Source organism: Halocatena pleomorpha (assembly GCF_003862495.1).
Taxonomy (GTDB): domain Archaea; phylum Halobacteriota; class Halobacteria; order Halobacteriales; family Haloarculaceae; genus Halocatena; species Halocatena pleomorpha.
This window is the reverse complement of the sequence record NZ_RRCH01000034.1, coordinates 1-22,523: the sequence shown is the minus strand read 5'-3', so window position 1 is coordinate 22,523 and position 22,523 is coordinate 1. Positions and strand designations below refer to the sequence as shown.

Genomic DNA, 22,523 nt, shown 5'->3' with positions numbered 1-22,523 from the left:
TACTGCGTGGGAAGCCTCGCCGTTTACGGCGAGGAGGATGTCACAGGTGTCGATGCGCGTTATTGGTCCTGAAAACGTCTCACCATCCACTGTAACCGTGATCTCATCGTCTTTGGAGAACGATCCAAGATCAAACGAGACGAGGCGGTCGGGATCGGCCATGATGTCCACGTCTTCGATTGCCATGCCCAATAAAATATGCACCAACGTACTATATTTCAAAATGAAAATATAGAATCATCTAGTTCGGCTTCCGTACGAACAGTATCTCTGCCGCGTGCTGGTGTGGTTCTCCAGCTGATTCGTCGTCGAAGATCACCTCCTCAAACTCGATGACGTTCCAGTCTTGATAATACTCCATCAGCTCACCGCGTGCGTAGAAATGCTCGTTTTCTGTCCAATCCGGCGCTGTCGGAACATTGGGGTGATCGACAAACGCGAACAGGGCATGAACACCCGCAGAAGCCGTCTTCTGCTTGAAATGGTCGAACTGACGTTCCCGATTCTCGGGGCGAATATACTGAATCGCACCAGCTGAGTAAACCACGTCGACCGGTTCCGGAAGAGTGGCGTCGTTCGCATCCGCTTCAATAGTCTGGATGCGCTCCCCGCGCTGCTCAGCGAGGCGTTCGGCCTTCAGCAAGCCGTTGGGAGAAACCTCCAGCGCATACACGCGCCATCCGTGTTCAGCGAAAAACACCGCATCCCGACCTTCGCCAGCACCAACGTCGATCGCCGTCACATCAGATTCGGTTTCTGGAGCGAGTTCCACCGTCTTTTCGGCCATCTCGTTCGGCTCTGTCCCCCAGTAATACTCGTCCTGTCCGTACATCCGTTCTCGGTTGGCGAACTCCATAACCGAACGGCTCTTTCACGGAAGGTAATGATGCCGGTTAGTTCGGAGACCACCAGACGGCTGTTACAGCGACCATAAGTGTCGAACCAGTGGGACTCTCAACAGAGCCATTGCTGTCTGTCGTCGTGTTATCAGCCGAATGCAACGGCGGCCTCTGTAAAACGGTGGGTCGCCGTGTGCTGATCTCGAACACCGGGATCCCTCGTTAGTTCGATGATCGCTGCCGCGTCCCTGTTCGTCTCGCTCGGTGGCGATGTAAGGATCTATGCGCAGTACGATAACACTATCACAAAACTATCATTATCCGGGTGTGGATGTCGGTGAGAGGATGATCGTTGCGGGACGTATCGTTCAACTGTGTCGACTACAACCCAATGTTGAAACACGACATCTACGATGGCCGTCACCCCACAGCCACGCCAAGCCAACGTCACAGCGTATTGATCATCAAACCCACATTATCGAATTTATTTTCTAATATACAATACTATTATAGACATAGGAGGTGAGAAAACATCTAGAGGAGAGTGTATGACGAACTTCTGTGCCAGCTGCAACGTCAAGCTGGAAAACGAAGACATCAAAGACGGCAAACAGATGGGTATGTGCCCATACTGCGGCGATAAACCATTCAGATACATTTGAATTAACATAGATACAATAAGTAATCTGCGCTACCGGTTTCGAATTTTATTTCATCAATAAGATGTGAAGTAAGAAGCATGGCGACTAATCAGGCGATCGGACAGATCGATCTCACGTTCACCCAGCGGGCGGCGGTCGCGGACTTTCTCAGCTATTTCGAGGGGATCGAAGACGACAGGGAGCCGCTTCGGTTGGCGTTGGTTTTGGCCGGTGAGAAGCCGGGGACGATCGTTTCGACGGAGCCGTGGGAGCGACTGGCTCACTCTCCGATCGATTTTTTCGATCAGTTAGAGTTGGCACACGGGCGTGTTGCCCCGTCGTCGTCGTGGTATGTGGCGCGTGACCCCCTGCGAATCAGCTATCTGCCCGAGAAAGTGCACGATCGTCCGGAGTATCATCGCCGGTTGGGGTGGTTTTTCGGCTATCCGCAGGCGGCGATCGATCATTTCATCGAACAGGACCTGCCTGACCGAACGCGGCCAGCAGAGTTCGTCGCGGCTGGACGGTTTTCCGCGCGCGAACTGGCGTTCTCCCAGTTCGTCTTTCACGTCCCGATCGATTCCGTCCACGGCTACGAGCGGGCCATCGAACGGGGGAAGGCCAACCGCGACCGGTTGCTCAAACTCGCTGACCGGTGGGAGCTACCGGCGCTCGAACATCAAACCGAGACCGTCTATCGCTCGCTCGTCGATCGACTGCACCGCGCGACTCGCTGACGTTGGCAGGCCGCAGTTCGGTCTCGGACACGGCGGGGTTCCCCGCCTGCCAGTGTGGTGATCGCCGTCGCATTCCGGTCGACTAATCCGGCGGTGATTTGGGGACGGAGTACCATCCACAGGACGAAAATACTGTATCAGACCACGTGCATCATCTGGGTGTGGGACTCGTGGGAGGTCACCTGTTCCGGAACGCGTTGCCGTTACCCTTCGTGGACCGTTGTAAGATCCGTGTACAGGGGGGTCCCCGAAGAGGGCGGTCGATGAGACCGATGGAGAAAGCTTTATTGGATCGCTCAACGGATTTTCACCCCCCTCTTTCAACTGTGTGACGCCGTAATCCGGACGATCGCTGACGGCATCGACTTCGACCTCCCCTGAGCCGACTCTCCCAAAGGCGGCTGCCGATGGTTCTGTAACCTCCCTTTCAAAATATTGTTTCAGGGAACGTTTTACTGATTTGATCGTCTACTCCACAGCGATGACTAGCACACAGCCCCGCGTCGTCGCCCTCTGTGGGAGTCTCCGTGATGAGAGTCGAACCCGGATCGCCCTGAAGCACGTTCTAGCGGCGGCTACAGAGGCGGGCGGATCGACAACACTGCTCGATCTCCGCGCTCTGGAGCTGCCGACGTTGAACGCCGAGACCGGGGGCGAGAACGTCGAACGACTCACAGAGACGATCGCTGAAGCGGACAGCGTGGTGTTGGGCACGCCGAACTACCACGGCTCCTACTCGGGAGCACTGAAAAACGCCCTCGATCACTGTGGGCGCGAGGAATTGGCGGACACGACCGTCGGGTTGCTCGAAGTGGCTGGTGGGAAGTTTCCGGGGACGGCACTCGCCCACCTCCGGGCGGTCTGTCGGACGCTGCACGCGTGGACCCTCCCGACGGAGGTAGCGATCCCCAACTCACACACCTTGATCACCGACAGCGGCGTGCAAGACCAGTCGACAGCCGACCGGCTCGACCAACTGGGCCGGGAACTCGTGACCTATGCTGGCGTCGCTCACGTTCCGGAACACTCCCGATCGGACCCGACGCTACAGACGAGCGACTGACCAGCACAGCAGCGCTCCCGATCGATAGCGCTGGATCGTGTCGTCCGGTCGAACAGAGCTGCCACGTATCGGAATACACTTACTGTGATCGCCACCATACCCCGGTATGGATCTCAGCGGAAAGCGCCTCGTCGTTACCGGTGGCGCGGGACTGATCGGCTCGGTGCTTGCCGAGCGACTCGCCGGTGACAACGACGTGCTCGTGGTTGATGACTTATCGAACGGCGTCCGCGAGTCGGTGCCCGACTCGGTATCGTTCATGGAGGGCGATCTGACCGATCCGGCGGTCGTCGCTGACGCCATCACTCCCGATGTCGACGCGGTGTTCCATCTCGCCGCCGCCGACAAGTACGTCGACACCGACGAGCCACGCGAACAGTTCGAGACCAACAGCCGGATGACACACACCATCCTCGAACGGATGCAGGACGTTGGCGTCTCGAACGTCGCGTTCACCTCCTCGTGTACGGTGTACGGCGAAGCCGGCGAACCGACGCCTGAAACGTACGGCCCACTCGAACCGATCAGCGTTTACGGCGCGACCAAACTCGGTGAGGAGGCGCTGCTCTCGGTGTACGGTCACACCCACGAGTTCACCGTCTGGACGTTCCGCTTTGCCAACATCGTCGGTCCCCGGTTCGGCGCTGGCGTCGTGCCCGACTTCGTCGAGAAACTGACCGAGAACCCCGAGACGCTCACCATCCTCGGGAACGGCAAGCAGACGAAATCCTACATGCACGTCACCGAGTGCGTCGACGCCATGTGCCACGTGGTCGAACACACGGACGAACCGGTCAACACGTTCAACCTCGCGACGCAGTCCACGACGTCGGTCGATCGGATCGCGGACATCGTGAGCGAAGAGATGGGTCTCGATCCCGACTACGAATACACCGGCGGCGAGCGCGGCTGGGAAGGCGACGTGTCAACAGTGTTGCTCCCCATCGACAAACTGCTCGATCTGGGCTGGGAGAACGAACTATCGAGCGACGACTCCGTTCGGAAGGTTGCCCGGCAGTTGATCGATCGCGTGGAGTGAAACTCAGGAATCTCTGGCGCGTCTGAATCCATAATGGGTGATCGCTCGACGCAGGACGGTCAAAGTGAGAGACGTGCCAAGCGCTATCTTCTCGCGCCGCTGTGTGCGGCCGCGCTGTGGGGTGGAATGTACGTCGTCAGCAAGTGGGGGTTCGGTGCGATTCCGCCCCTAACGCTCGCATTCATCCGCGTCGTTCTCGGTGCGGCAACGCTGTTCGTGCTCGTTCGGCTCACGAAACCCACGCGGTCGTTCGGCCGGGCGGAGTGGTACCGGTTCGGCATGCTCGCCGTCTGGGTCGCGGTGACGATGGCGACACAGTTTCTCGGCACGGCGCTCACGACTGCGAGCCAAGGCGCGCTGCTGACGGTGTTGACGCCTGTTTTCACGCTGGTGCTGGCGGTGCGTCTCCTCGGTGAGTCGTTGACCCGATCCAAGCTGTCCGGGATGGCCCTCGCAACGATCGGCACGGTGGTCGTCGTCGGTGATCGGTACGGTGTCAACGTCGCCGGTGGGCAGCTCTACGGGATCGGGCTGCTGTTGCTTGCGAGTCTCGGCTGGGCGGCGTATACGGTGTACGGCAAGCCGCTGGTGCGTCGGTACTCCGCGCTGGAGACAGCGACCTACTCGACGATCCTCGCAGTGCCCATGCTGGGCGTTCTGGTGCCGATCGAGTTGGCGTCGGTCTCGATCGATCTGATTGGGATTCTGGGGCGGCCGGCGGTGCTGGGCGCGGTGGTGTATCTCGGCGTCTTCAGCACGGCCATCGCGTGGTATCTCTGGTACAAGGGACTAGAATACGTCGACGCCGGAACAGTCGCGGTGTTTTTCTTCGCCCAGCCGGTTGTCGGTGTCGCGCTCGGTGTCGTCGTTCTGGGTGAGACAGTCAGCCCGCTGTTCGTGATTGGCGGCGTCGTGATGGCAATCGGGATTTCCGTCGTCAGCAGCGCACGGTGAGCATCAAGAGCTTATGGGACCGAAAACGAGGCGGCCGCCGCACATGATTCGTCTGAAGTCAGTTCCGCGCGAGCGGTGTAGGTGCCGGGAGCGGGATCGTCCCACGTGGCTTCGAACGTTTCAGCATCGCCTGGCGACAGGGTGAGGTCGCTAAGGACCTGCGCGAACATCCGCCCCTCGCTCCACCGCCAACGTTCCTGTTGTGTGGCGTCGTTCAACACCACGAAATCAGCTTTGCAAGCGTCGCTGAACTCAAGCGTGATCGGGGTGTCACCAGTGTTCATCACGGTGAACGCGAACTGAATCGGCTGATCGGTGTCAATCGTGAGCTGTCCGTCGAGCATGGAAGCTATATTTTCCTCCACACAAATAATTCGATGGGTCGTCACGAAGTACGATTACAGCGTCGGTCTGCAAGAGGAGCGAATTTCGGTCTCGTCTGTCTACAGCAGTCGTTCACAACGACGATCGAGAACAATGGATGATAAAATACCTTCAAATGACTAATAAGCTAACGTCTAAATGTACGAAATTTAATCATGCGATAGAACCTTGGAATAAGCCATGTCAGAGGGGGAGTGTCCCGAGTGCGGGAAAGACATCGAGAACGGTCACGAGAAGTGTCCGCGGTGTGATCACAGGTTCATCGGATTTTTCTTCAGGAATTAGATAGTAGTCGGCGTCGTCGTGTTTCAGCACAACAGCGACGACTGAAGCGTCTGCCGACCGACGAGACGCGACGGTTCGAGGGCAGGGCGTGCTCACGACGACGAAAGACGTATCCAACAGCGCTCCGAGGAGTTGCGACCGTCAGGTACACCGAGCGGCGGACTGTCTCGGACGAGATCGAGTGCTATCGCGGAACGCGTTGCCGCTACTTCGTGGACCTTTATAAACTTTCAACTGTGCCAGCGGCCACGAAGGCATTGAAACAGTCGTAGTTGTCTGTCTTGACAACGAAACCGTGGGTCCCGAGCGAGACTGAAGGCCGATCATTGGTATCTGATGTGAACTGTCCCTGATTATTTGAACCACTCACTCCGCGAGAAGATGAGAATGGAGATTATAATAACTGGAGTTATTATAATCTCAGTTCTAACACCGGTGTAGCTATGCTACTCAGGCAATGAGTTCAACCTGCTACAAGAGGACATCAAGGCGGTTGCTGGGGGAGCCGACGACAACACCAGCCAGTACCTTCTTTGAATATCGCCAGCCACCACAGAATCCAGCAGCTTTCACCGTGATCAGCGGCATAACGCCTATAAACTATACAGCATAATATTACATTGAACGTTGAGCGTGTTAGCATGAGTACACTCACAGTCAAGATCCCGGACGGAATGGAGGAGGATATCGATGCCTACCTCAAAGAGAACCCCCACTATCTCAACCGCAGCGAACTCGCACGCGATGCACTCCGGCATATGCTCGAACAGCCACGTCTCTCCGCGTCCTCACTCCGCCGAATCGAACGGAGCGAGGAAGATTTCGAGAATGATGATTTCGTCTCGCTTGAAGATGCGTAACGGAAACGACGATGACGCGTGTCGATATTTCTCTGACTGCACGGGAGCAGCTTAACGACTTATCTACGGCGGCACAGCAGCGGATCAAAACCAAACTCTTGAACGAAGTAAGCGATGATCCCGAGCGGTACCTGCGGCCACTCTCGAACTCCCCTCACCAGAGCATTCGCGTCGGGGATTACCGTGTGATCGTCGACTACGATGGCGACAGTGATCGGATCAAAATTCACGACGTGGGACACCGACGCAACATTTACGACTGAAGCATCTATCGACCGACGAGACGCGACGGTTCGAGGGCAGGGCGTGCTCACGACGACGAAAGACGTATTCAACGGCGCTCCGATGAGTTGCGACCGCCAAGTACACTGGGCGGCGGACTGTCTCGGGCGGGATCGAGTACTGTCGCGGAACGTGTTGCCGCTACTTCGTGGACCTTTTTATGATCTGTGTACAGGGGGGGTCCACGAAGAGAGGTGGCGCTGAGACCGATAGAGAAAGCTTTATTGGACCTCTGGACAGATTTTCACCCCCTCTTTCAACTGTGCCAGCGGCCACGAAGGCATTGCAACGGTTCAATCCCACGACTGAGCAAATCCGCGAGATGCGCTTTCAACTGTGCCAGCGGCCACGAAGGCATTGCAACTTTATTTTCGATGGCCGACAGCGCAGCGTTGTACGCTTTCAACTGTGCCAGCAGCGACGAAGGCATTGCAACCCTTTGCCAGAGGACGTTATCTTTCGCAGGGCGGGACTTTCAACTGTGCCAGCAGCGACGAAGGCATTGAAACGCTTCGTTGCGTTGCTTCGTGAACCGGAGAATCATCGCTTTCAACTGTGTCAGCAGCGACCAAGACAGTAGAGCGGACCACTGTCACCGTCCACTGCTAGTATACCGACTGTGCAACTGCGCCACCCACCGAGGCGTCAAAATCCAACCAACCAGTCACATCCACGCCCACTGGACCGAACCTACCAGTTCTGCCGCCACACCCAACCGAGAGCCGCCGCTCTCGAAGCGCCCAGACAAACCAACCCAACGACACGATTCAACCAATAGCCTAGAGTTTTATACCATAACGGAGCAAGGATCGAATCGGAGGCCGCACACGTTGAAAGTACCACACGGATTGTGTGGGTGCCGGGTGGTGGAAGCACCCGACTGTGGTCTCCACACGAGGCAGAAGACCATGTTCGATTCTGATCCAAACGACCTTGAAGGTATCGCTGACATCAACGACGGCATCGAGCAAGCCATCCTGTTGTACGGTTGGCGTCGAGCGGACTCGTGTCCGGCGTGTGACTGTGAGTCACCGCTCCGCATCGGCGTCGAGACGGGCGACGAGTCGGCCGTCGCCGTGCCCGACTGCCCGTTGTGCGACGCGATCATGCGGGACGTGGCGGACGACATCGAGATCGGGGTACAGTAGCGACCGATTAGACGACCCGATCCGACAGCGACTCGCCGTTTTCGCGGCGCTCGGCGTTGGCAACCACCAGCTTCCCGACCGATTCGTGATACGTGTTCGAGAGTGCGCCGACGTGGGGCGTGATGATCACGTCGTCGTACCCCCACAGCGGCGAGTCGGCGGGAAGTGGCTCCTCAGCGTGGGCGTCGAGTCCCGCGCCAGCGATTTCGTCCCCATCGAGCGCGTCGAGCAGCGCGTCTTCCGCGACGACGCCACCCCGAGCGACGTTGATGAGATAGGCGTCCTCGTCCATCGCCGCGAACACGTCGGCGTCGATCATCGCCTCAGTATCCTCGGTCAGGGGGACACACAACACCACGAACCGAGCGCCAGCGACCGCGTCGTGGAGTTCGTCCGGACGGAACAGTTCATCAACCCCCGGCACGGGTTTGGGTTCCCGGCGAACGCCCCGAACCGTCATCCCGAGCGCGTCGGCCCGGAGCGCCACGCCCTCACCGAGCGTACCGAGTCCGACCACACAGACCGTCTCGTCTTGCACCGTGAACGTCGCATCGTACGGTTCGATCTCCCAGTTGTTGGCGTGTTGGCGATCCCGATACCGGTGGAGTCGGCGGGCGAACGACAGCACCATCCCCAGCACCGTCTCCCCGATGGTCGTGGCGTGAATTCCCGGACTGTGAGTAAGCGCCGTCTCTGTCTCGGCGTATCGGTCGAACGGGAACGCATCGACACCCGCGCGGATGCAGTGCACCCACGGCGCATCGAGCAACGCGTCTTCATGACCGAACGTGACGACACAGTCGTACCCCTCGCCGGCCACCGAATCGCCCGCTTCGAGCACCGTACACTGGTGGCCGTGCGATTCGAGAAACGCGGCGATCCGTTCGGGATCAAAGCTGAACGCGATAGAGTCGTGAACGCCGATCTGCATGTTCGATCAGTCAGTGCGCGCGTACAAAACACCGCCGGAGCCGACGCTCGGATCGATCACAGGCGAGAGATGAACACTGAAATGGAAATGAAAATGGAAATGGAAGCGGTGGTTCGGTCGTTTCAAAACCCTCATCACAAGGGGCTCAGCGGGGGTAACGCCTCGTCATCACCACCGTGACGGAGTAGAACACCCGGTACCAAAAGACCTCGTTGTTCTGGCTGCTTCACCGGAGATACTTCCAAGCAGAGACTGTCAGTAATTACCATTCAGATAGCTTGTGAGACGTTCTCTGGCTGTCGGTTCCGGTTGCAGAAGCGTTTTTGGGTTCACTGTTGTATGACCAACTGGTTTCTGTGGGACGTATTCCGAATCCGATTCGACTCGTGGTGTACTGGGTAGGTCTCGCACTCGTTCGTGCAGGCGTGATTGAGCGCGGGAGAGCGCGCCGCACGACTGAGTTGGCGTGGCCACGTATCGTTACCGGCCTCGCTCGGATGTCGAAAAACGCGGTTGACGTAGCGATGGTCGGCGTCGCCGTCGGGACGGCGGGAATCGCTGGCGTCGGATTCGCGTCGCCGTACTGGGGGATCGCATTCGCGCTGGGTGGTGGCGTTGCCAGCGGAACGATTTCACTCGTCTCCCAGCGATACGGAGCCGACGCCGAAGGAAGGATCGGGCAGGCCGTTCGATCCAGCGTCACGATCGTGCTCGCGCTCACGATCCCGGTTGCGGCCGCCTTTTGGACGTTTTCGGAGGCATTCATCGGGCTGCTCAGCAACGACCCGGCAACGATCGCGCTGGGGGCGGAGTACTTACGGGTCGTCGCCCTCGGCGTGCCGTTCGCCGGACTGAACCTCATCGGAAGCCGCACGCTCGTCGGTGCCGACGACGCGTGGACACCGATGGTTATCCGCGCGGGTGGAGCAGTGATGAACATCGGAACCAACGCGGTGTTGATCTTCGGGCTTGGGCTTGGTGTGACCGGAGCGGCGATCGGCACGGTACTAGCGAACATCGTTGTCACGGCGACGTTCACAACGGGGCTGGTCGTGGGGCAGCTCCCTGGAATCGGTGTGCTTCCCGTGAGTGTGTCACCACGAAGCACCTACTACGACGGCCCAACGGTGCGACAGCTCGTGAAAATCAGCTCGCCAATGATCGGGAAGAACCTCGTGTGGCGGCTTGGCGAGTTCCCACTGATGGCGATCGTCGGGATGTTCGGAACCACGGTCGTTGCGGCGTTCGTTGTCGCCCAGCGGGTGCGAGACCTGATGAACACCCCCGGATGGGGATTCAGCCTCGCGTCGAGCAGTCTCGTGGGTCAACAGCTCGGACAGGGTGACGAACAGACGGCCGAAGCGTACGGCTACGACGTGATGCAGTTTGGAACCGCGGTGTACGTCGTTTCCTCCGCGATCGTGCTCGTCTTCGCCGAACCGATCGCCACGGTGTTCGTCGGCAGCCCCACCGATCCGTCGCTGCCGGTTGCAGTGTCGTTGATCTACGCCACGTGTGTTGGAATCGTGTTCCGAGGCCTATCACGGACGGCGACGGGACCGCTACGAGCGAGTGGAGACACGCGCTGGCCGTTCTACGGACAGGTGCTTGGCTACGCGATCGCCATCCCGCTGGCGTACGTTGGAGCGGTCACGCCACTCGGACTGCTCGGACTCGGGCTGGCGATCATCACGGGGATGTTCGTGCCCGCAGTTGTCAACTACTACCGGTTTTCGGCCGGCAAGTGGAAGGAGATCAGCCGTTCACACCGGCCATCAGCAAGTCCGAGTAGCGATTAGATTTTGAACCATATCGACGGTTCACTGTAAGCGGATCTGTATCGCCTGCGGTTCTAATTCTGACATTCGAAGGTCGATCTACTGGTCCCAGGTCGTGTACTCCCGGTGGCGCGTTGCGGTGCGTTCGATGTCGGCCACCGATTGGGGACCGTCTTCGGTGACGACAGTGATGAGAGCAGCCGGAGTTACGTCGAAGATGGGCGCGAGCACGTCGAGATCCACAGTTCCGTCGTAGACGGTCGCTTCGCCGCCTCCCGAATTGACGGGCTGGTCCGGTGAATCAGTTCGTTGCTGTTCAGGGCGGATCTTATCCTCGGTTGTCACGGCATACACCGGAATTCCCTCGTGTGCTGCGGCGATCGCAGCCGTGCGCGTTCCGACTTTGTTCACCACGCGACCGTCCGCCAGTACGGTGTCCGCGCCGAGGAGAACCGCATCGATCTCCGCAGTCGAAAGCGCGTGTGCGATCGCCCCATCGGGAAGAAGCGTCACGTCGGCCGTCGACGAGAGTGATTCCGCGACTGCGATCCCTTCACCACCGGGGCGCGATACGGCAACATAAACGTCCAGTGCTCCCTCGACTCGTTCGAGCGTCCGCCGGACAGTGCCGGACCGGGAAAGTGTGAGCACGGTCGGCTCCTCAGGCAGTTGATCGACACCAGCCTCCGTAACCCGGTCGCGCGCAGAAAGCACCCGTTTGATCGCGCGCTCAGCAGCACCCAACACCGACGCGTCCGCACCGGCGTCGTACATCACCCGATTGATGCGGGTGGCGACGACAGACATGTTCGGACGTGCTGTCTGCAATCGGCGCGCGAGTTGGGAAAGCGATCTGTCGGTAGTCCCGTACTCTCGGACGCTCGCCGCGTCTCGGAGCAGTTCGAGCGCGCGCAATGAAAGGTACTCCGCGCCGTGTTCGTCGTCCGCAGCGACGGTATCGACTGTGGGAGCCACCCGTTCGTAGGCTGCCCAGAGACCAGGAACCGTCTCACGGCGGTGGATCTCGACGGGAGACACCCACTCGTATTCGGCAATCTCCTTGTTCGGCTCAACCGCCCGACTGTCGCAGTCGAACAGATACGGGTGAACGATCCACTCGGTGTCGTAGCGATCGTCGGTAACCGACAGCGGCTCCCCAGACCGCACGCACCGAGCGGTCGTGAGACCGGTTTCTTCGTCGATCTCGTTGTGAGCTTGCTCGGTGGGCTGTCCTTCAGCGTACCCCGACACGCCGCCCCACAGTCCCGAGTACGAGCCGACGGCGTCGCTGCGCCGGACCAACAGTACCGACGCGCGGTGCCGGAGAAAACACGTTACGACGTGGGTTTCGTCCATACACACCCGTTCGTTCCCGGAACCTATCAACACACCTCACAGCCGACAGGGAAACCGGATCGTGGCCGGGAGATTTATGTACGCCGGTGGATGTTCCGCACGCATGCGTGTTGCAATCCTTAGCGATACACACATCCCTTCACGGGAGCGGACGCTTCCGGACTGGGTAGGGACGGAGATCGAACAGGCCGACCACACCATCCACGCGGGTGATTTCGACTCACCCGACGCGTTCGATTCGATCGAGGCGGTGGCCGATTCATTGACCGCTGTTAAGGGGAACATGGACCAGCGTCTCGATCTCCCAGCGGTCGAGACCGTCGATCTCGGTGGGATTCGGTTTGTCGTCATGCACGGAACGGGATCGCTCGACGAGTACGAAACGCGGGTCGCCACGACCGTCGCGGCGCACGCAGACGGGCCGACGGTCGGCGTGTGCGGGCACACCCACCAGCTCATGGACACGACCGTTGACGACGTGCGGCTACTGAATCCGGGGAGCGCAACGGGGGCCTCACCGGCGTCGAAACCGTCGATGCTGGTCGCTGACGTAGAAGACGGGGAGCTAACGGTAACGGTCCGTGAGGGGTGAGAACCTCCGGTATCGCGTCCGTTTATACGGTCGCCGTCCGTTCAGCGTGACATGAACGTGTTTGCGGTGCCCGATCTCCCGGAGATTCGAGCCGGTGACGATCTCGGGGCGCTGATCGACGAGCGCGTCGACGTGCGGGCCGACGATATCATCTGTGTTGCGAGCACCGTCGTTTCGAAGGCCAACGGACGCACGGTTGATCTCGCGGATGTGACGGCTGGGTCTCGGGCCATCGAAATCGCTGAACGGCTTGAGAGCCTGACCGGCGAAGAGAAAGATCCTCGGTTCGCACAGGTTGTGCTGGATGAGTCCACTGATCTCCTGTTGAGTGCGCCGTTTTTGCTCACCGAAACGCCGTTCGGTCACATCACAGTCAACGCCGGGATCGACCGCTCGAACGTTCCAGACGCGGATCTGGTGTTGCTTCCGTCCGAGCCGAGCACGACCGCCGAGGCGCTGTCGGCGGCGCTCGGTGCGCCGGTCATCGTCACCGACACGTGTGGGCGACCGTTCCGGCACGGCCAACGCGGCGTGGCGATCGGGTGGGCGGGACTGCCGGCCAGCCGCGACTGGCGAGGTGAGTACGACCGAGACGGCCACGAACTCGAAGTGACTGTCGAGGCGGTGGTTGACGAACTCGCGGCGGCGGCGAACCTCCTGAGCGGTGAAGGTGACGGTGGCACGCCCGCCGTCGTGATCCGTGATTTCGAGTTCGGCGATCACGGTGGCAGCGACGAACTCTTTCGGACGTACGACGGTGATCTCGTCCGGCAAGCGCTCGAAGAATGGGAGTACCGAGGATGATCGGAATCGAACTCACACCCGAGCACCACCTCGACCGCGTTGTCGAGTTGGGAACCGCCGCCGAGCAGGTCGGATTCGACACGGTGTTTACGAGTTGTCACTACAACAACCGCGATCCGTTCGTTGTCCTCACGCGACTGGCGCGTGAGACGTCAGCGATCCGGCTGGGTCCGGGCGTGATGAATCCCTACGAGATCCATCCGGTCAGGCTCGCTTCCACGATGGGGACCCTCTCGGAAGCCAGCGACGGCCGAACCGTGCTGGGCATTGGGGCGGGCGATCGCTCGACGCTCCGGAATCTCGGATTGGCGGACCAGCGAGGACTGCGGTCAGTATTAGAGACGATCAAAGTCACACAGCGGCTTTGGGCCGGAGAGCGGATTGACCACGAAGGAACGTTTCGAGCGCGGGACGCGCAGTTGAACTACACCGCTGGGGAAAGTCCGGTGTACGTCGGCGGCGAGGGACCGCACATGTGCCGGATGGCCGCAAAACACGCTGACGGACTGTTGTTCAACGGCTCACATCCCGACGATGTCGCGTGGGCGCGCGAACAGGTCGAACACGGTTTGGACGACCGGCCGGCCGACCGCGGTGCGTTCGACTTCGCGGCGTACACGAGCGTGTCGATCGCCCGTGACGCCGACGCGGCGCGCGAGGCTGCCCGGCCCCCCGTCGCGTTCATCACGGCAGGCGCGTCCGAGTCGGTGCTTGACCGCCACGGAATCGACGCGGAACGTGCGGCGACGATCGGGGAGTCCATCAGCGAGGGCGCGTTTTCGACGGCGTTCGAAGCGGTGACGGAATCGATGATCGAGGCGTTCTGTGTCGCCGGGACGCCCGAGACGGTCACGCGACGACTTGATGCGGTGTTCGAACACGCCGACAGCGTCGTCGTCTCGGCTCCGCTCGGCCCGGATCTCGACACTGCGATCGAACTCGCTAAGACGGCCGTCGATCAAGCCGACCGTTGACGCTGGCTACTGATACTCTCGGCCACGCGGCGAAACCGACACTAAGGGAGAAACGATCGCTCCCGCGGTGAGATAGCCCATAATCAGTACCGAGACGCCGACCAAGAGTGCACCACAGAGCACCAATATCGCCTGTGGAACGCTCGCTCCCAGAATGGTGGCGAACGCTTGCACCATCTCGGGGATGCTCTCGAAGAGTTCCGGAATGATACGTGCCATACGGATATCTTCGCCCGGGAGTACTTGTGCGTGTCTGTCCGCCAACGCTATTGTCGATCGCCGCAATCAGGCGGTATGAAGGATCGATCGCTGGACGAATTCCAGAACGAGAAGCCACAGGGCGACGCCGCGACGACAGTCCCGAAGACCACGCCGACTATGGACTGGACCCCCGAGGGTGCAGCCTGTTCTGACTGTGGGGAGAACGTCCACCGGCGGTGGCGCGACGCGGACGGTAACGGACGACTAGTGTGCGTCTCGTGCAAACGGTGGGCGTGATCGGAGAAGGATGAGTTAATCGGCGTTGGTGGGTGTTAGCTCCGTTTCAGCAGGAGTGGCGTCGATCCGGATTCCATCAGCGAGACTCGTCACCACGGAGTTGCCGGCCCGTTCTTGCTTGATAAGGCCGTCCTCTGCGAGTCGATCGAGGTGGTACGAGACCGTCCCAGGGGCGCGATCGAGATCGTCAGCGAGCACCGAAACCGCAGCCGGTTCGAGACGGGAAATCGAATCGAGCACGCGGGCGGTCGCGTTGTCGTTCATTGCGGCTTCTAGTGCCGGATCGTCACTTCCAACCGGATAGAACCGGTGTTTCCCACCGTCCGCGTCACCGACGATGAGACCTTCCTCCTCCAAAATGCGGACGTGATACCGCACTGTCGACCGGGTCGCCGAAACCTGTTCACTCACTTCGGAGATGTACGTTCCCGGTGACTGCTCGATAACGTCGTACACCCGACTACGGACTTCGTTTTCGAGCGGATCCGAGTCGTCGTGCCGACTGTACCGGAGCAACACCGTCCACAACGGCGGAACGGTGGTGCCGTCCCTCGAAAGTTGGTCGGCGAGAGTGGTCGATGGATGATCGATCACTGACTCGAACTGATCGGCGGTGGCAGTCGCTTTAGGACCCAAGTGATCGATATCGATCGCGGGAATCGAACACGATACCACGCGCTCCGTCGTATCGTCATCTTGGGCAGGTGCTATCGACGCGAATGCAACTCCACTCGATCCGAACACGAGCAGGAGTATGAGCGCCATGACTGTAATTCGAGAAACGGTGACCGATTTCATTCCAATCATTACCATCAACCTAACAAAAGGTCGTTAACTGCGCCTCTATCCGATGATAACACGTGGGGCTTGTAGCTTTGTTGGTATCGGTAGAATGCATCGGGTGACACACGAACTCTGGGGATTCAAGGCCGCACGTTTCTATAGGAGGATCATGCCCCGACGAAGTGTGCTGTTTTCTCCGGGCGATCGACCGGAACTGATGCGAAAAGCGCCGCAATCGGGCGCGGATGTCGTCGTGTTCGATCTTGAGGATGCCGTCGGACCGGAGAACAAGTCCGTCGGTCGGGAAGCAGTCGCTGCGGTGGTGGGAGATCCAGCGTTCGATCCCGACTGTGCGGTGTGCGTTCGTGTCACCGACGAACCGCAGGAGGATCTCGCGGTGCTGGCCAACGATTCGGCCCGATTAGACCTCCTGATGCTCCCGAAAACCGATACATCCTCTGACGTGACCAAACTCGCCGCGTCGTGTTCGGAAGTCGGCATCGATGTCCCTGTGTGTGCACTGTGTGAAACCGCGCGGGGCGTCCTCAACGCCCCGGAGATCGCTGCTGCCGAGCCAACAGCCGCGATCGCGTTTGGCGCGGAGGATCTCGCGGCCGACATCGGTGCGAACCGGACCGAGGAGGGAACGGAGGTGTTGTACGCCCGAGAGCGAGTGGTCCTTGCGGCGAGCGCGGCGGGCATCGACGCGATCGACACCGTGTTCACTGACATCGATGACACCGAAGGACTCGCGGCAGCGACCGAAACCGCCCGCGATCTGGGTTACACGGGTAAAATGGCGATTCATCCCTACCAGGTCCCGGTGATAAACGACGGCTTCACCCCGAGTGAAGAACAGATCGAATGGGCACAGCGGGTGCTCGACGCCCGCGACGAGCACGAGGGAGGCGTCTTTCGCCTCGACGACGAGATGATCGACGCGCCACTCATCGCTCGGGCTGAGAACATCCTCGAACGCACTCCCGACAGTCAGCGCAGCTAACGCCTGATCCGCACGCTCGACGTATGGATATCTCCTGATTCGACACGTTTAACGGCTAACTTACTAAGATAGAATCATGCCGGGATCTGCTAATCCCTTTTTGAGTCTGCAAGAGCAAGTGGACGACGCCGGGGAGTACGTATCCGAGATCGACGAAGACGTTCTCAAGCGGTTGAAGCACCCGGAGCGTGTTCTCGAAACGAATCTCACGGTCGAGATGGATGACGGGAACCTCGAAGTCTTCAAAGCCTTCCGATCGCAGTTCAACGGCGACCGAGGGCCGTACAAGGGTGGGATCCGCTACCACCCAGGCGTCACCCGCGACGAAGTGAAGGCCCTCTCGGGGTGGATGGTGTACAAGTGTGCGGTAGTCGATATTCCGTACGGCGGTGGAAAGGGCGGTATCGTCATCGATCCAGAGGAGTACTCCGAAGCCGAATTAGAGCGCATTACTCGCTCGTTTGCTTCAGAGTTGCGCCCGCTCATCGGTGAGGACAGGGACATTCCCGCTCCGGACGTGAACACCGGCCAGCGGGAGATGAACTGGATCAAAGACAGCTACGAGACACTTGAAGGGACAACCGAGCCGGGGGTCGTCACCGGGAAAGCGCTCGACAGCGGTGGCAGTGAGGGCCGCGTCGAGGCAACCGGGCGCTCGACGATGCTCAGCGCGCGCGAGGCGTTCGCGTATCTCGATCGGGACATTAGCGACGCCACTGTTGCCGTGCAGGGCTACGGCAACGCGGGAGCAATCACTGCACAGCTCCTCTCTGCGGAACTGGATGCGTCCATTGTTGCTGTGTCCGACTCGAACGGCGGGATTTACAACGCGGAAGGTCTCGACGCCACCGCGGTCAAAGATTTCAAACACGAAACCGGTAGTGTCGCTGGCTATGAGGGGGCAACAGAGGAACTCACCAACGGTGAGCTGCTGACGCTCGACGTTGACTTACTCGTTCCCGCCGCGCTCGAAAACGCCATCGACGCAGACATCGCGTCCGATGTCCAAGCCGACGTTATCGCGGAAGCCGCGAACGGACCGATCACGCCGGACGCCGACGACGTGCTCGCTGAGCGCGACGTTATGGTGCTTCCGGACATCCTCACAAACGCGGGCGGTGTCACGGTGTCGTACTTCGAGTGGGTGCAGAACCGACAGCGCTTCTACTGGACTGAACAACGGGTCAACGACGAACTCGAACGGATCATCACGGACGCGTTCGACAGCATCGTGGAGACCTCCGAAGAGAAGGATCTTCCGACCCTCCGGACCGCCGCCTACGTCGTAGCGCTCGAACGCGTCGCACGTGCGTTCAATCAGGCCGGCAGCTGGCCGTGATCGAGGGCGACGATCCTACAAACGCGACGTTGTGTCACACAAACCGGTACTGTCGTTCTCCCATCCGTCCCCAGCCGTCGAAAACGAACTCGTTTTCTGGGGTTGTGAACTCCTCAGTGTCGTCTTCACTGATGTCGTGGTTGTGAACGTCGTGGATGTGTTCGTACTCTTCAAACGTGATGTCGTGGCGGGCTTCGAGTTGCTCGTCGATAGTGAGCGCGGCGATCTCGTCTTTCCAGCCGGGCTGGACCATTTCCGTATGGGCTTCCGCCTGAGCACCGCTACCGTAGGAAGCGACGAGCAGGCGTTTCTCGGTCAGGTCTCGGCCCGTTTCGAGTGCGTGTTTGAGTGCACTCGCTCGCGCGACGTGAACTGATCCGGTGTACCAGTTGCCGACGTACCGGGAAATGTCCAGCGTCGGCTCGATAACGCGTTCGTACCACTCGCGGTAGCGCTCGGTGTCTTTGAGCTTGTCGGTGTACTCGCTTACGGCGTCAAGATACGTCTCCTCGTCGTCGAATGCCTCCATGCGGGGCTGGCGTCCGATCTCGCTGGCGAGCTCTTCCTCGACATTCGTGTCGCGGATCACGTGGCGATACCCCAACAGTCCGGCCTTCCGAACCATGCCGGGGAACGGCGTGTGAAACGGAATGTATGCGAAATCGTCCGGGTGCATTTTGCCAGCGACGGACGCGTAGTCCGAAAGCGCCTCCCGCATCCGAGCGAGATACACCTGAACGCTGCGCTTACCGTCGACGCTCGGGAACTGTTGGTTCGGTTTGAGAAAGTCCGTCTCGTCCGCGCTGCCGTACCCCTGCTGGGGGCTCAGCTCCACGAGGGATGGATCTTCACTGATGAGCATCGCTACCGCGCCCGCTCCCTGCGTCGCCTCGCCCGCGTCACCACGAGCGTACAGTGCTGTGTCCGTGGCGATCACGAGCGCTGACCGATCCCGATTGCGGCCCGCGCGGATCCAGTTGTACGCGTCGTTCAAACTCTGGGTTCCGGCGATACAGGCGAACTTCCGTTCGCCCTTGTTGGCGTGGTGAAACGTGGTGTCGAATACTTGCTCCAAACAGCCCGCGATGTACGTTGAGACAGGTTTGGAATTATCGAACGCGCTTTCGGTCGCCACGTCGATCCGTCCGATGTCCGCTGGCGTGTGTCCCGTCCGGTCGAGAAGCCGATAGGCGGCGTTGGCCCCCATCGTTACGATGTCCTCATACGAATCAGGGAACGAACTCGTATACAACCCGAGTCCTTTTCGGTACTTGTCTGGATCCTCTCCTTGGGCGGGGGCGAACGTTTCGCCCAGATTTAGACACAGCTTACCAGTGTGAATTTCGATCGCGTCGATCCCGACACTAACCATATCCTTCCCAATGAACGGCCACAATAAGTGTTTGACGACAGAGAATTCGTCAATCGTCGAACCCTCCAGCACGGGCGTGACGGGATTCGAACCACGGTCAGACGTTCCGGTTCGTTGCGTTCACGGCTGCGTATTCCCTGCTTCGAATCCCGTTCCGGTTCGCTCACTCAGTTCGCTGCACGGGCGTGACGGGATTCGAACCCGCGATCGAGAGGTTAGGAACCTCTCGCCCTGTCCACTAGGCCACACGCCCCCCCAACCAATCATCGGGCAGGGAATGAAAAACGATTACGCATGAGAACGATCAAGAGAAACCTCTCTCACGACGGACGTGGTGTTCCCGGTACACTCTGCGTCCCGAAAGGATCGGGACAGGAATTGACTCCGAGTGGTGAGTTTGATTATCGGCGATCGCGTTCTCGTCCTGCTTCGGTCGAGGTTCCCCAGCCACCGGCGTTCGATTGTCCCGAACGTTGGTTTTGAGTGCGCTGATTCTGTGTGGGCTGGTTCTGTGTGCGCTGATTCTGTGTGGGTTGGTTCTGTGTGGGTTGGTTCTGGCCTTGTTGTGGTTGGCTCTGCGAATTCGCCTGTTCGAACCCCCCTTCGTTGCTGAACGAATCGTCGTTGTCGTCATTGAACGAATCGTCGGAAGACGACGGGTCTCCTCGCATCTCCTGAAGTTCGTCCTCGATCTCTTCTCGTCCCTTCTTGAACTCACCCATTGCTTGGCCACTCGAACGCGCTAATTTGGGGAGCTTGTTTGCTCCGAACAGCAAGACCACGATGAGCAGGATGACGATCATCTCCGGCCCGCCAGGAAGCCCCGGGAACAGGGGTACTAAGCTGGTTGGCATCACTACTACACGATTGTGAATTCCGCACTATAGGCCTTTTGCTCGTCTATTAGACAGTCCACATGAGTACGGTCCCCGCGTGTGGACCTACCTAGCCGGTCGAATGGCACGACGGAAAGGACGAGAGGTATTTACACCTGTCAGTTGTAAGCCGGCATGATGCCTGAAACTGGTGATACTGCACCCGATTTCACTGCACCGCTCGCAAACGGTGATGTCGATTCGATCACGCTTTCGGAGACGCTCGAAGCGGATGGAGGACCGATCGTACTCGCCTTCTTCCCCGGCGCGTTCACGAGCGTCTGCTCACACGAGATGTCTACGTTCAACGACCGGCTTGCGGAGTTCAAGAGTGCTGGTGGTGAGGTGTACGGTGTGAGCGTCGACTCGCCGTTTGCACAGAACGCCTTCCGGGATGAGTTGGGCTTGGAATTCGAGCTCATCAGCGACGCCAACGACGAACTCATCGACGCCTACGACGTGTCGATGGACTTCGAGAACATGGGCGTGTACGGCGTGGCAAAGCGCTCGGTGTTCGTCATTGACTCCGACGGCGAGATCACGTACGCGTGGGTCAGCGACGATCCGGGTGTCGAACCCGACTACGAGGAAGTCGAAGACGCTGTTCGAGCAGCAGAATAAATAGCGAGCGATCGGAGCCAGAACCGCTTGTCACCGCTGGCGTTCGTTCTCGTTCGTTTCTTCGTCGTACTGATTGACCGCGTCGACGGCATCGATGTCGCGCTCGGCGTTGTATTCTTCCATGCCGGCTGCTCCGCCGGTGATTTCGCTGTAGACGGCTTCTCTGACCGCCGTCGGCGTCTCATACTGCTCGTCGGCAAGCCGGTCAAAGACACTCCCCAACGACTCGGTCTCGTTAGCGAGATCGATCGTCTCATCGCCGTACTCGGTCGCAAGCTCCTCGCTCGAAACGGGATATTTGAACTCCTCGAACCGGCCTTCCAACTGACGAGACGCGTGTTCAGCGTGTTCGGCCTGTTCTCGGCTGCGATTCTTGGCGGATTCTTGCACCCGAGATGGATCCGGGTCAGACTCGTCTCGGCCTGTTGTCCGTTTGTCGTCGGTCATTAGTACACGTACTGACGAGAGCGTCAAAACGGTGATGCCAGCATCTGCCACGGAAAGCCAACAAGAATTCTTTTCGTTTTTGGGGACGGTTTGGTTACTATGGCAGACGACCTGCTGGATAACGGCGGACGCACGTACGATCCGGCGGCCGATCACGCGTTTCCGGACGAGCGGGTGAACGCAGTCCTCGAATACGTGGACGACGACGCGGAGATCGCCGCATATCTCGACGCCCAGAACGTTAATCCGGTCCAACGAAAGGGGTACAACGACCACGGGTCGAAACACGTCAGTATCGTCCGCAACCGCGCGCTCTGTCTGTACGATCTCTTGAAGGCCGGCGGGGTGACGTTTGATGGCGCGCGACAGCAGGGACTCGACGAGGCTGACGAAGCGGTGATCATCGGACTGGCCGCCGTGCTGCACGACATCGGGCATATCATCCACCGGGACAGCCACGCATACTACTCCATCCCGCTGGCTGCGGACGTGCTCGACCGCATCCTTCCGGAATTTTACGACACTGAGGCGCGCATTCGTATCAAAGGCGAGATTTTACACGCCATCCTCTGTCACCACACCGTCGAAAAGCCGCTTACCACTGAGGCCGGCGTGTTGCGGGTCGCGGACGCGCTGGACATGGAACAGGGACGTTCGCGGATGCCGTACAGACAGGGTGGCCGGGGCATCGATACCCTCTCCAGTCAAGCCATCACACAGGTGGCGCTGTTGGAGGGTGAGGACTATCCGGTGCTTGTCGAGATCACTATGACCGACGCTGCCGGCGTCTATCAGGTGGACGAACTCCTGAAATCCAAGCTGAATAACTCGGGCATCGAGGAGTACATCCGTATCGTCGCCATGAACACCCGCGAGGACGACCTCCTCGAACGGATTGAGCTCTAAAACCACTTTTTT

The 22,523-nt window shown here is 59.5% G+C and carries 26 protein-coding genes, 1 tRNA gene and 1 pseudogene; 16 read left to right on the top strand and 12 right to left on the bottom strand.

The annotated features are described in order from the left end of the window. Together EIK79_RS15290 and EIK79_RS15285 are read right to left on the bottom strand one after the other, a co-directional pair. Positions 1 to 186: hypothetical protein (locus EIK79_RS15290; RefSeq protein WP_148094154.1), on the bottom strand; the 186-nt coding region annotated here is incomplete at its 3' end. A 55-nt stretch (positions 187 to 241) separates the two neighbouring features. Further along, the gene (locus tag EIK79_RS15285; protein WP_124956224.1) at positions 242 to 856 is read right to left on the bottom strand and encodes an SAM-dependent methyltransferase; all 615 of its coding nucleotides are present in this window, start codon (positions 854 to 856) and stop codon (positions 242 to 244) included. A 722-nt stretch (positions 857 to 1,578) separates the two neighbouring features. Between EIK79_RS15285 and EIK79_RS15280 the strand changes: the two genes are divergently transcribed. The 4 genes from EIK79_RS15280 (at position 1,579) to EIK79_RS15265 (ending at position 5,273) form a co-directional block, all read left to right on the top strand. Then, a complete protein-coding gene (locus tag EIK79_RS15280) occupies positions 1,579 to 2,217 on the top strand; it encodes a hypothetical protein (RefSeq protein WP_124956222.1) in 639 nt (212 codons plus the stop codon). Between the two features lie 481 nt (positions 2,218 to 2,698). Continuing rightward, positions 2,699 to 3,280, top strand: a complete 582-nt coding sequence (locus EIK79_RS15275) for an NADPH-dependent FMN reductase (RefSeq protein WP_124956220.1) — start codon at positions 2,699 to 2,701, stop codon at positions 3,278 to 3,280. 106 nt (positions 3,281 to 3,386) lie between these two features. Next, a complete protein-coding gene (locus EIK79_RS15270) occupies positions 3,387 to 4,319 on the top strand; it encodes an NAD-dependent epimerase/dehydratase family protein (RefSeq protein WP_124956218.1) in 933 nt (310 codons plus the stop codon). 33 nt (positions 4,320 to 4,352) lie between these two features. Continuing rightward, positions 4,353 to 5,273: a DMT family transporter gene (locus EIK79_RS15265; protein WP_124956216.1), complete on the top strand. Its 921-nt coding sequence runs from the start codon at positions 4,353 to 4,355 to the stop codon at positions 5,271 to 5,273. 11 nt (positions 5,274 to 5,284) lie between these two features. Here EIK79_RS15265 and EIK79_RS15260 read toward each other — a convergent pair whose 3' ends face one another. Beyond that, positions 5,285 to 5,617 (bottom strand): BsuPI-related putative proteinase inhibitor, encoded by a 333-nt coding sequence (locus EIK79_RS15260; protein ID WP_124956214.1) that lies wholly within the window; start codon positions 5,615 to 5,617, stop codon positions 5,285 to 5,287. Between the two features lie 223 nt (positions 5,618 to 5,840). Beyond that, a complete protein-coding gene (locus EIK79_RS15255; RefSeq protein ID WP_148094153.1) occupies positions 5,841 to 6,059 on the bottom strand; it encodes a hypothetical protein in 219 nt (72 codons plus the stop codon). Positions 6,060 to 6,583: 524 nt separating this feature from the next. On the opposite strand from EIK79_RS15255, the gene EIK79_RS15250 reads away from it, so the two are divergent. The 3 genes from EIK79_RS15250 to EIK79_RS15240 all read left to right on the top strand — a co-directional run bounded on the left by EIK79_RS15250 (position 6,584) and on the right by EIK79_RS15240 (position 8,232). After that, complete coding sequence (locus EIK79_RS15250; protein WP_124956209.1) at positions 6,584 to 6,802, top strand: ribbon-helix-helix domain-containing protein; 219 nt, start codon at positions 6,584 to 6,586, stop codon at positions 6,800 to 6,802. Between the two features lie 11 nt (positions 6,803 to 6,813). Continuing rightward, positions 6,814 to 7,065 (top strand): type II toxin-antitoxin system RelE family toxin, encoded by a 252-nt coding sequence (locus EIK79_RS15245; RefSeq protein ID WP_124956207.1) that lies wholly within the window; start codon positions 6,814 to 6,816, stop codon positions 7,063 to 7,065. A 927-nt stretch (positions 7,066 to 7,992) separates the two neighbouring features. Then, positions 7,993 to 8,232, top strand: a complete 240-nt coding sequence (locus EIK79_RS15240) for a hypothetical protein (protein WP_124956205.1) — start codon at positions 7,993 to 7,995, stop codon at positions 8,230 to 8,232. Between the two features lie 7 nt (positions 8,233 to 8,239). On the opposite strand, the gene ddh is transcribed toward EIK79_RS15240, so the two are convergent. Then, positions 8,240 to 9,163, bottom strand: a complete 924-nt coding sequence (gene ddh / locus EIK79_RS15235; protein WP_124956203.1) for a D-2-hydroxyacid dehydrogenase — start codon at positions 9,161 to 9,163, stop codon at positions 8,240 to 8,242. A gap of 356 nt (positions 9,164 to 9,519) precedes the next feature. Here ddh and EIK79_RS15230 point away from each other — a divergent pair, with 356 nt between their 5' ends. Then, positions 9,520 to 10,962: an MATE family efflux transporter gene (locus EIK79_RS15230; RefSeq protein WP_124956226.1), complete on the top strand. Its 1,443-nt coding sequence runs from the start codon at positions 9,520 to 9,522 to the stop codon at positions 10,960 to 10,962. A 78-nt stretch (positions 10,963 to 11,040) separates the two neighbouring features. On the opposite strand, the gene EIK79_RS15225 is transcribed toward EIK79_RS15230, so the two are convergent. After that, positions 11,041 to 12,297: an NUDIX domain-containing protein gene (locus tag EIK79_RS15225; protein WP_124956201.1), complete on the bottom strand. Its 1,257-nt coding sequence runs from the start codon at positions 12,295 to 12,297 to the stop codon at positions 11,041 to 11,043. A gap of 103 nt (positions 12,298 to 12,400) precedes the next feature. On the opposite strand from EIK79_RS15225, the gene EIK79_RS15220 reads away from it, so the two are divergent. From EIK79_RS15220 to EIK79_RS15210, 3 genes are read left to right on the top strand one after another with little or no spacing between them, the layout of a single operon-like run. Next, positions 12,401 to 12,889: a metallophosphoesterase family protein gene (locus tag EIK79_RS15220; protein WP_124956199.1), complete on the top strand. Its 489-nt coding sequence runs from the start codon at positions 12,401 to 12,403 to the stop codon at positions 12,887 to 12,889. Between the two features lie 51 nt (positions 12,890 to 12,940). After that, the gene (locus EIK79_RS15215; protein WP_124956197.1) at positions 12,941 to 13,693 is read left to right on the top strand and encodes a coenzyme F420-0:L-glutamate ligase; all 753 of its coding nucleotides are present in this window, start codon (positions 12,941 to 12,943) and stop codon (positions 13,691 to 13,693) included. Then, a complete protein-coding gene (locus tag EIK79_RS15210; protein WP_124956195.1) occupies positions 13,690 to 14,667 on the top strand; it encodes a 5,10-methylenetetrahydromethanopterin reductase in 978 nt (325 codons plus the stop codon). Before EIK79_RS15215 ends, EIK79_RS15210 begins: the two co-directional genes overlap by 4 nt. 6 nt (positions 14,668 to 14,673) lie before the next feature. Here the strand turns inward: EIK79_RS15210 and EIK79_RS15205 are convergent, their stop codons facing one another. Then, positions 14,674 to 14,886, bottom strand: a complete 213-nt coding sequence (locus EIK79_RS15205; RefSeq protein WP_124956193.1) for a hypothetical protein — start codon at positions 14,884 to 14,886, stop codon at positions 14,674 to 14,676. 75 nt (positions 14,887 to 14,961) lie between these two features. On the opposite strand from EIK79_RS15205, the gene EIK79_RS15200 reads away from it, so the two are divergent. Further along, a complete protein-coding gene (locus EIK79_RS15200; RefSeq protein WP_124956191.1) occupies positions 14,962 to 15,165 on the top strand; it encodes a DUF7573 domain-containing protein in 204 nt (67 codons plus the stop codon). Between the two features lie 15 nt (positions 15,166 to 15,180). Here EIK79_RS15200 and EIK79_RS15195 read toward each other — a convergent pair whose 3' ends face one another. Next, entirely contained in the window at positions 15,181 to 15,972 is a 792-nt protein-coding gene (locus EIK79_RS15195) for a winged helix-turn-helix transcriptional regulator (protein WP_185715666.1), read from the bottom strand. 145 nt (positions 15,973 to 16,117) lie between these two features. On the opposite strand from EIK79_RS15195, the gene EIK79_RS15190 reads away from it, so the two are divergent. Together EIK79_RS15190 and EIK79_RS15185 are read left to right on the top strand one after the other, a co-directional pair. Continuing rightward, the gene (locus EIK79_RS15190; protein ID WP_124956187.1) at positions 16,118 to 16,951 is read left to right on the top strand and encodes an HpcH/HpaI aldolase/citrate lyase family protein; all 834 of its coding nucleotides are present in this window, start codon (positions 16,118 to 16,120) and stop codon (positions 16,949 to 16,951) included. A gap of 76 nt (positions 16,952 to 17,027) precedes the next feature. Beyond that, on the top strand, positions 17,028 to 18,290 hold the full coding sequence (locus EIK79_RS15185; RefSeq protein WP_124956185.1) for a Glu/Leu/Phe/Val family dehydrogenase: 1,263 nt from the start codon (positions 17,028 to 17,030) through the stop codon (positions 18,288 to 18,290). Positions 18,291 to 18,324: 34 nt separating this feature from the next. On the opposite strand, the gene hmgB is transcribed toward EIK79_RS15185, so the two are convergent. The 3 genes and pseudogenes from hmgB to EIK79_RS18535 all read right to left on the bottom strand — a co-directional run. After that, positions 18,325 to 19,662 (bottom strand): hydroxymethylglutaryl-CoA synthase, encoded by a 1,338-nt coding sequence (hmgB, locus tag EIK79_RS15180; RefSeq protein ID WP_124956183.1) that lies wholly within the window; start codon positions 19,660 to 19,662, stop codon positions 18,325 to 18,327. A 180-nt stretch (positions 19,663 to 19,842) separates the two neighbouring features. Next, positions 19,843 to 19,915, bottom strand: a tRNA-Arg gene (locus tag EIK79_RS15175). Between the two features lie 405 nt (positions 19,916 to 20,320). Then, positions 20,321 to 20,516, bottom strand: a pseudogene (locus EIK79_RS18535) (twin-arginine translocase TatA/TatE family subunit); the annotation flags it as partial. Positions 20,517 to 20,675: 159 nt separating this feature from the next. Here EIK79_RS18535 and EIK79_RS15165 point away from each other — a divergent pair. Beyond that, positions 20,676 to 21,158: a redoxin domain-containing protein gene (locus tag EIK79_RS15165; RefSeq protein WP_124956179.1), complete on the top strand. Its 483-nt coding sequence runs from the start codon at positions 20,676 to 20,678 to the stop codon at positions 21,156 to 21,158. Between the two features lie 30 nt (positions 21,159 to 21,188). Here EIK79_RS15165 and EIK79_RS15160 read toward each other — a convergent pair whose 3' ends face one another. Continuing rightward, on the bottom strand, positions 21,189 to 21,605 hold the full coding sequence (locus EIK79_RS15160) for a DUF5789 family protein (protein WP_124956177.1): 417 nt from the start codon (positions 21,603 to 21,605) through the stop codon (positions 21,189 to 21,191). Positions 21,606 to 21,704: 99 nt separating this feature from the next. Here EIK79_RS15160 and EIK79_RS15155 point away from each other — a divergent pair, with 99 nt between their 5' ends. Beyond that, positions 21,705 to 22,511, top strand: a complete 807-nt coding sequence (locus tag EIK79_RS15155; protein ID WP_124956175.1) for an HD domain-containing protein — start codon at positions 21,705 to 21,707, stop codon at positions 22,509 to 22,511. Positions 22,512 to 22,523: the final 12 nt, after the last annotated feature.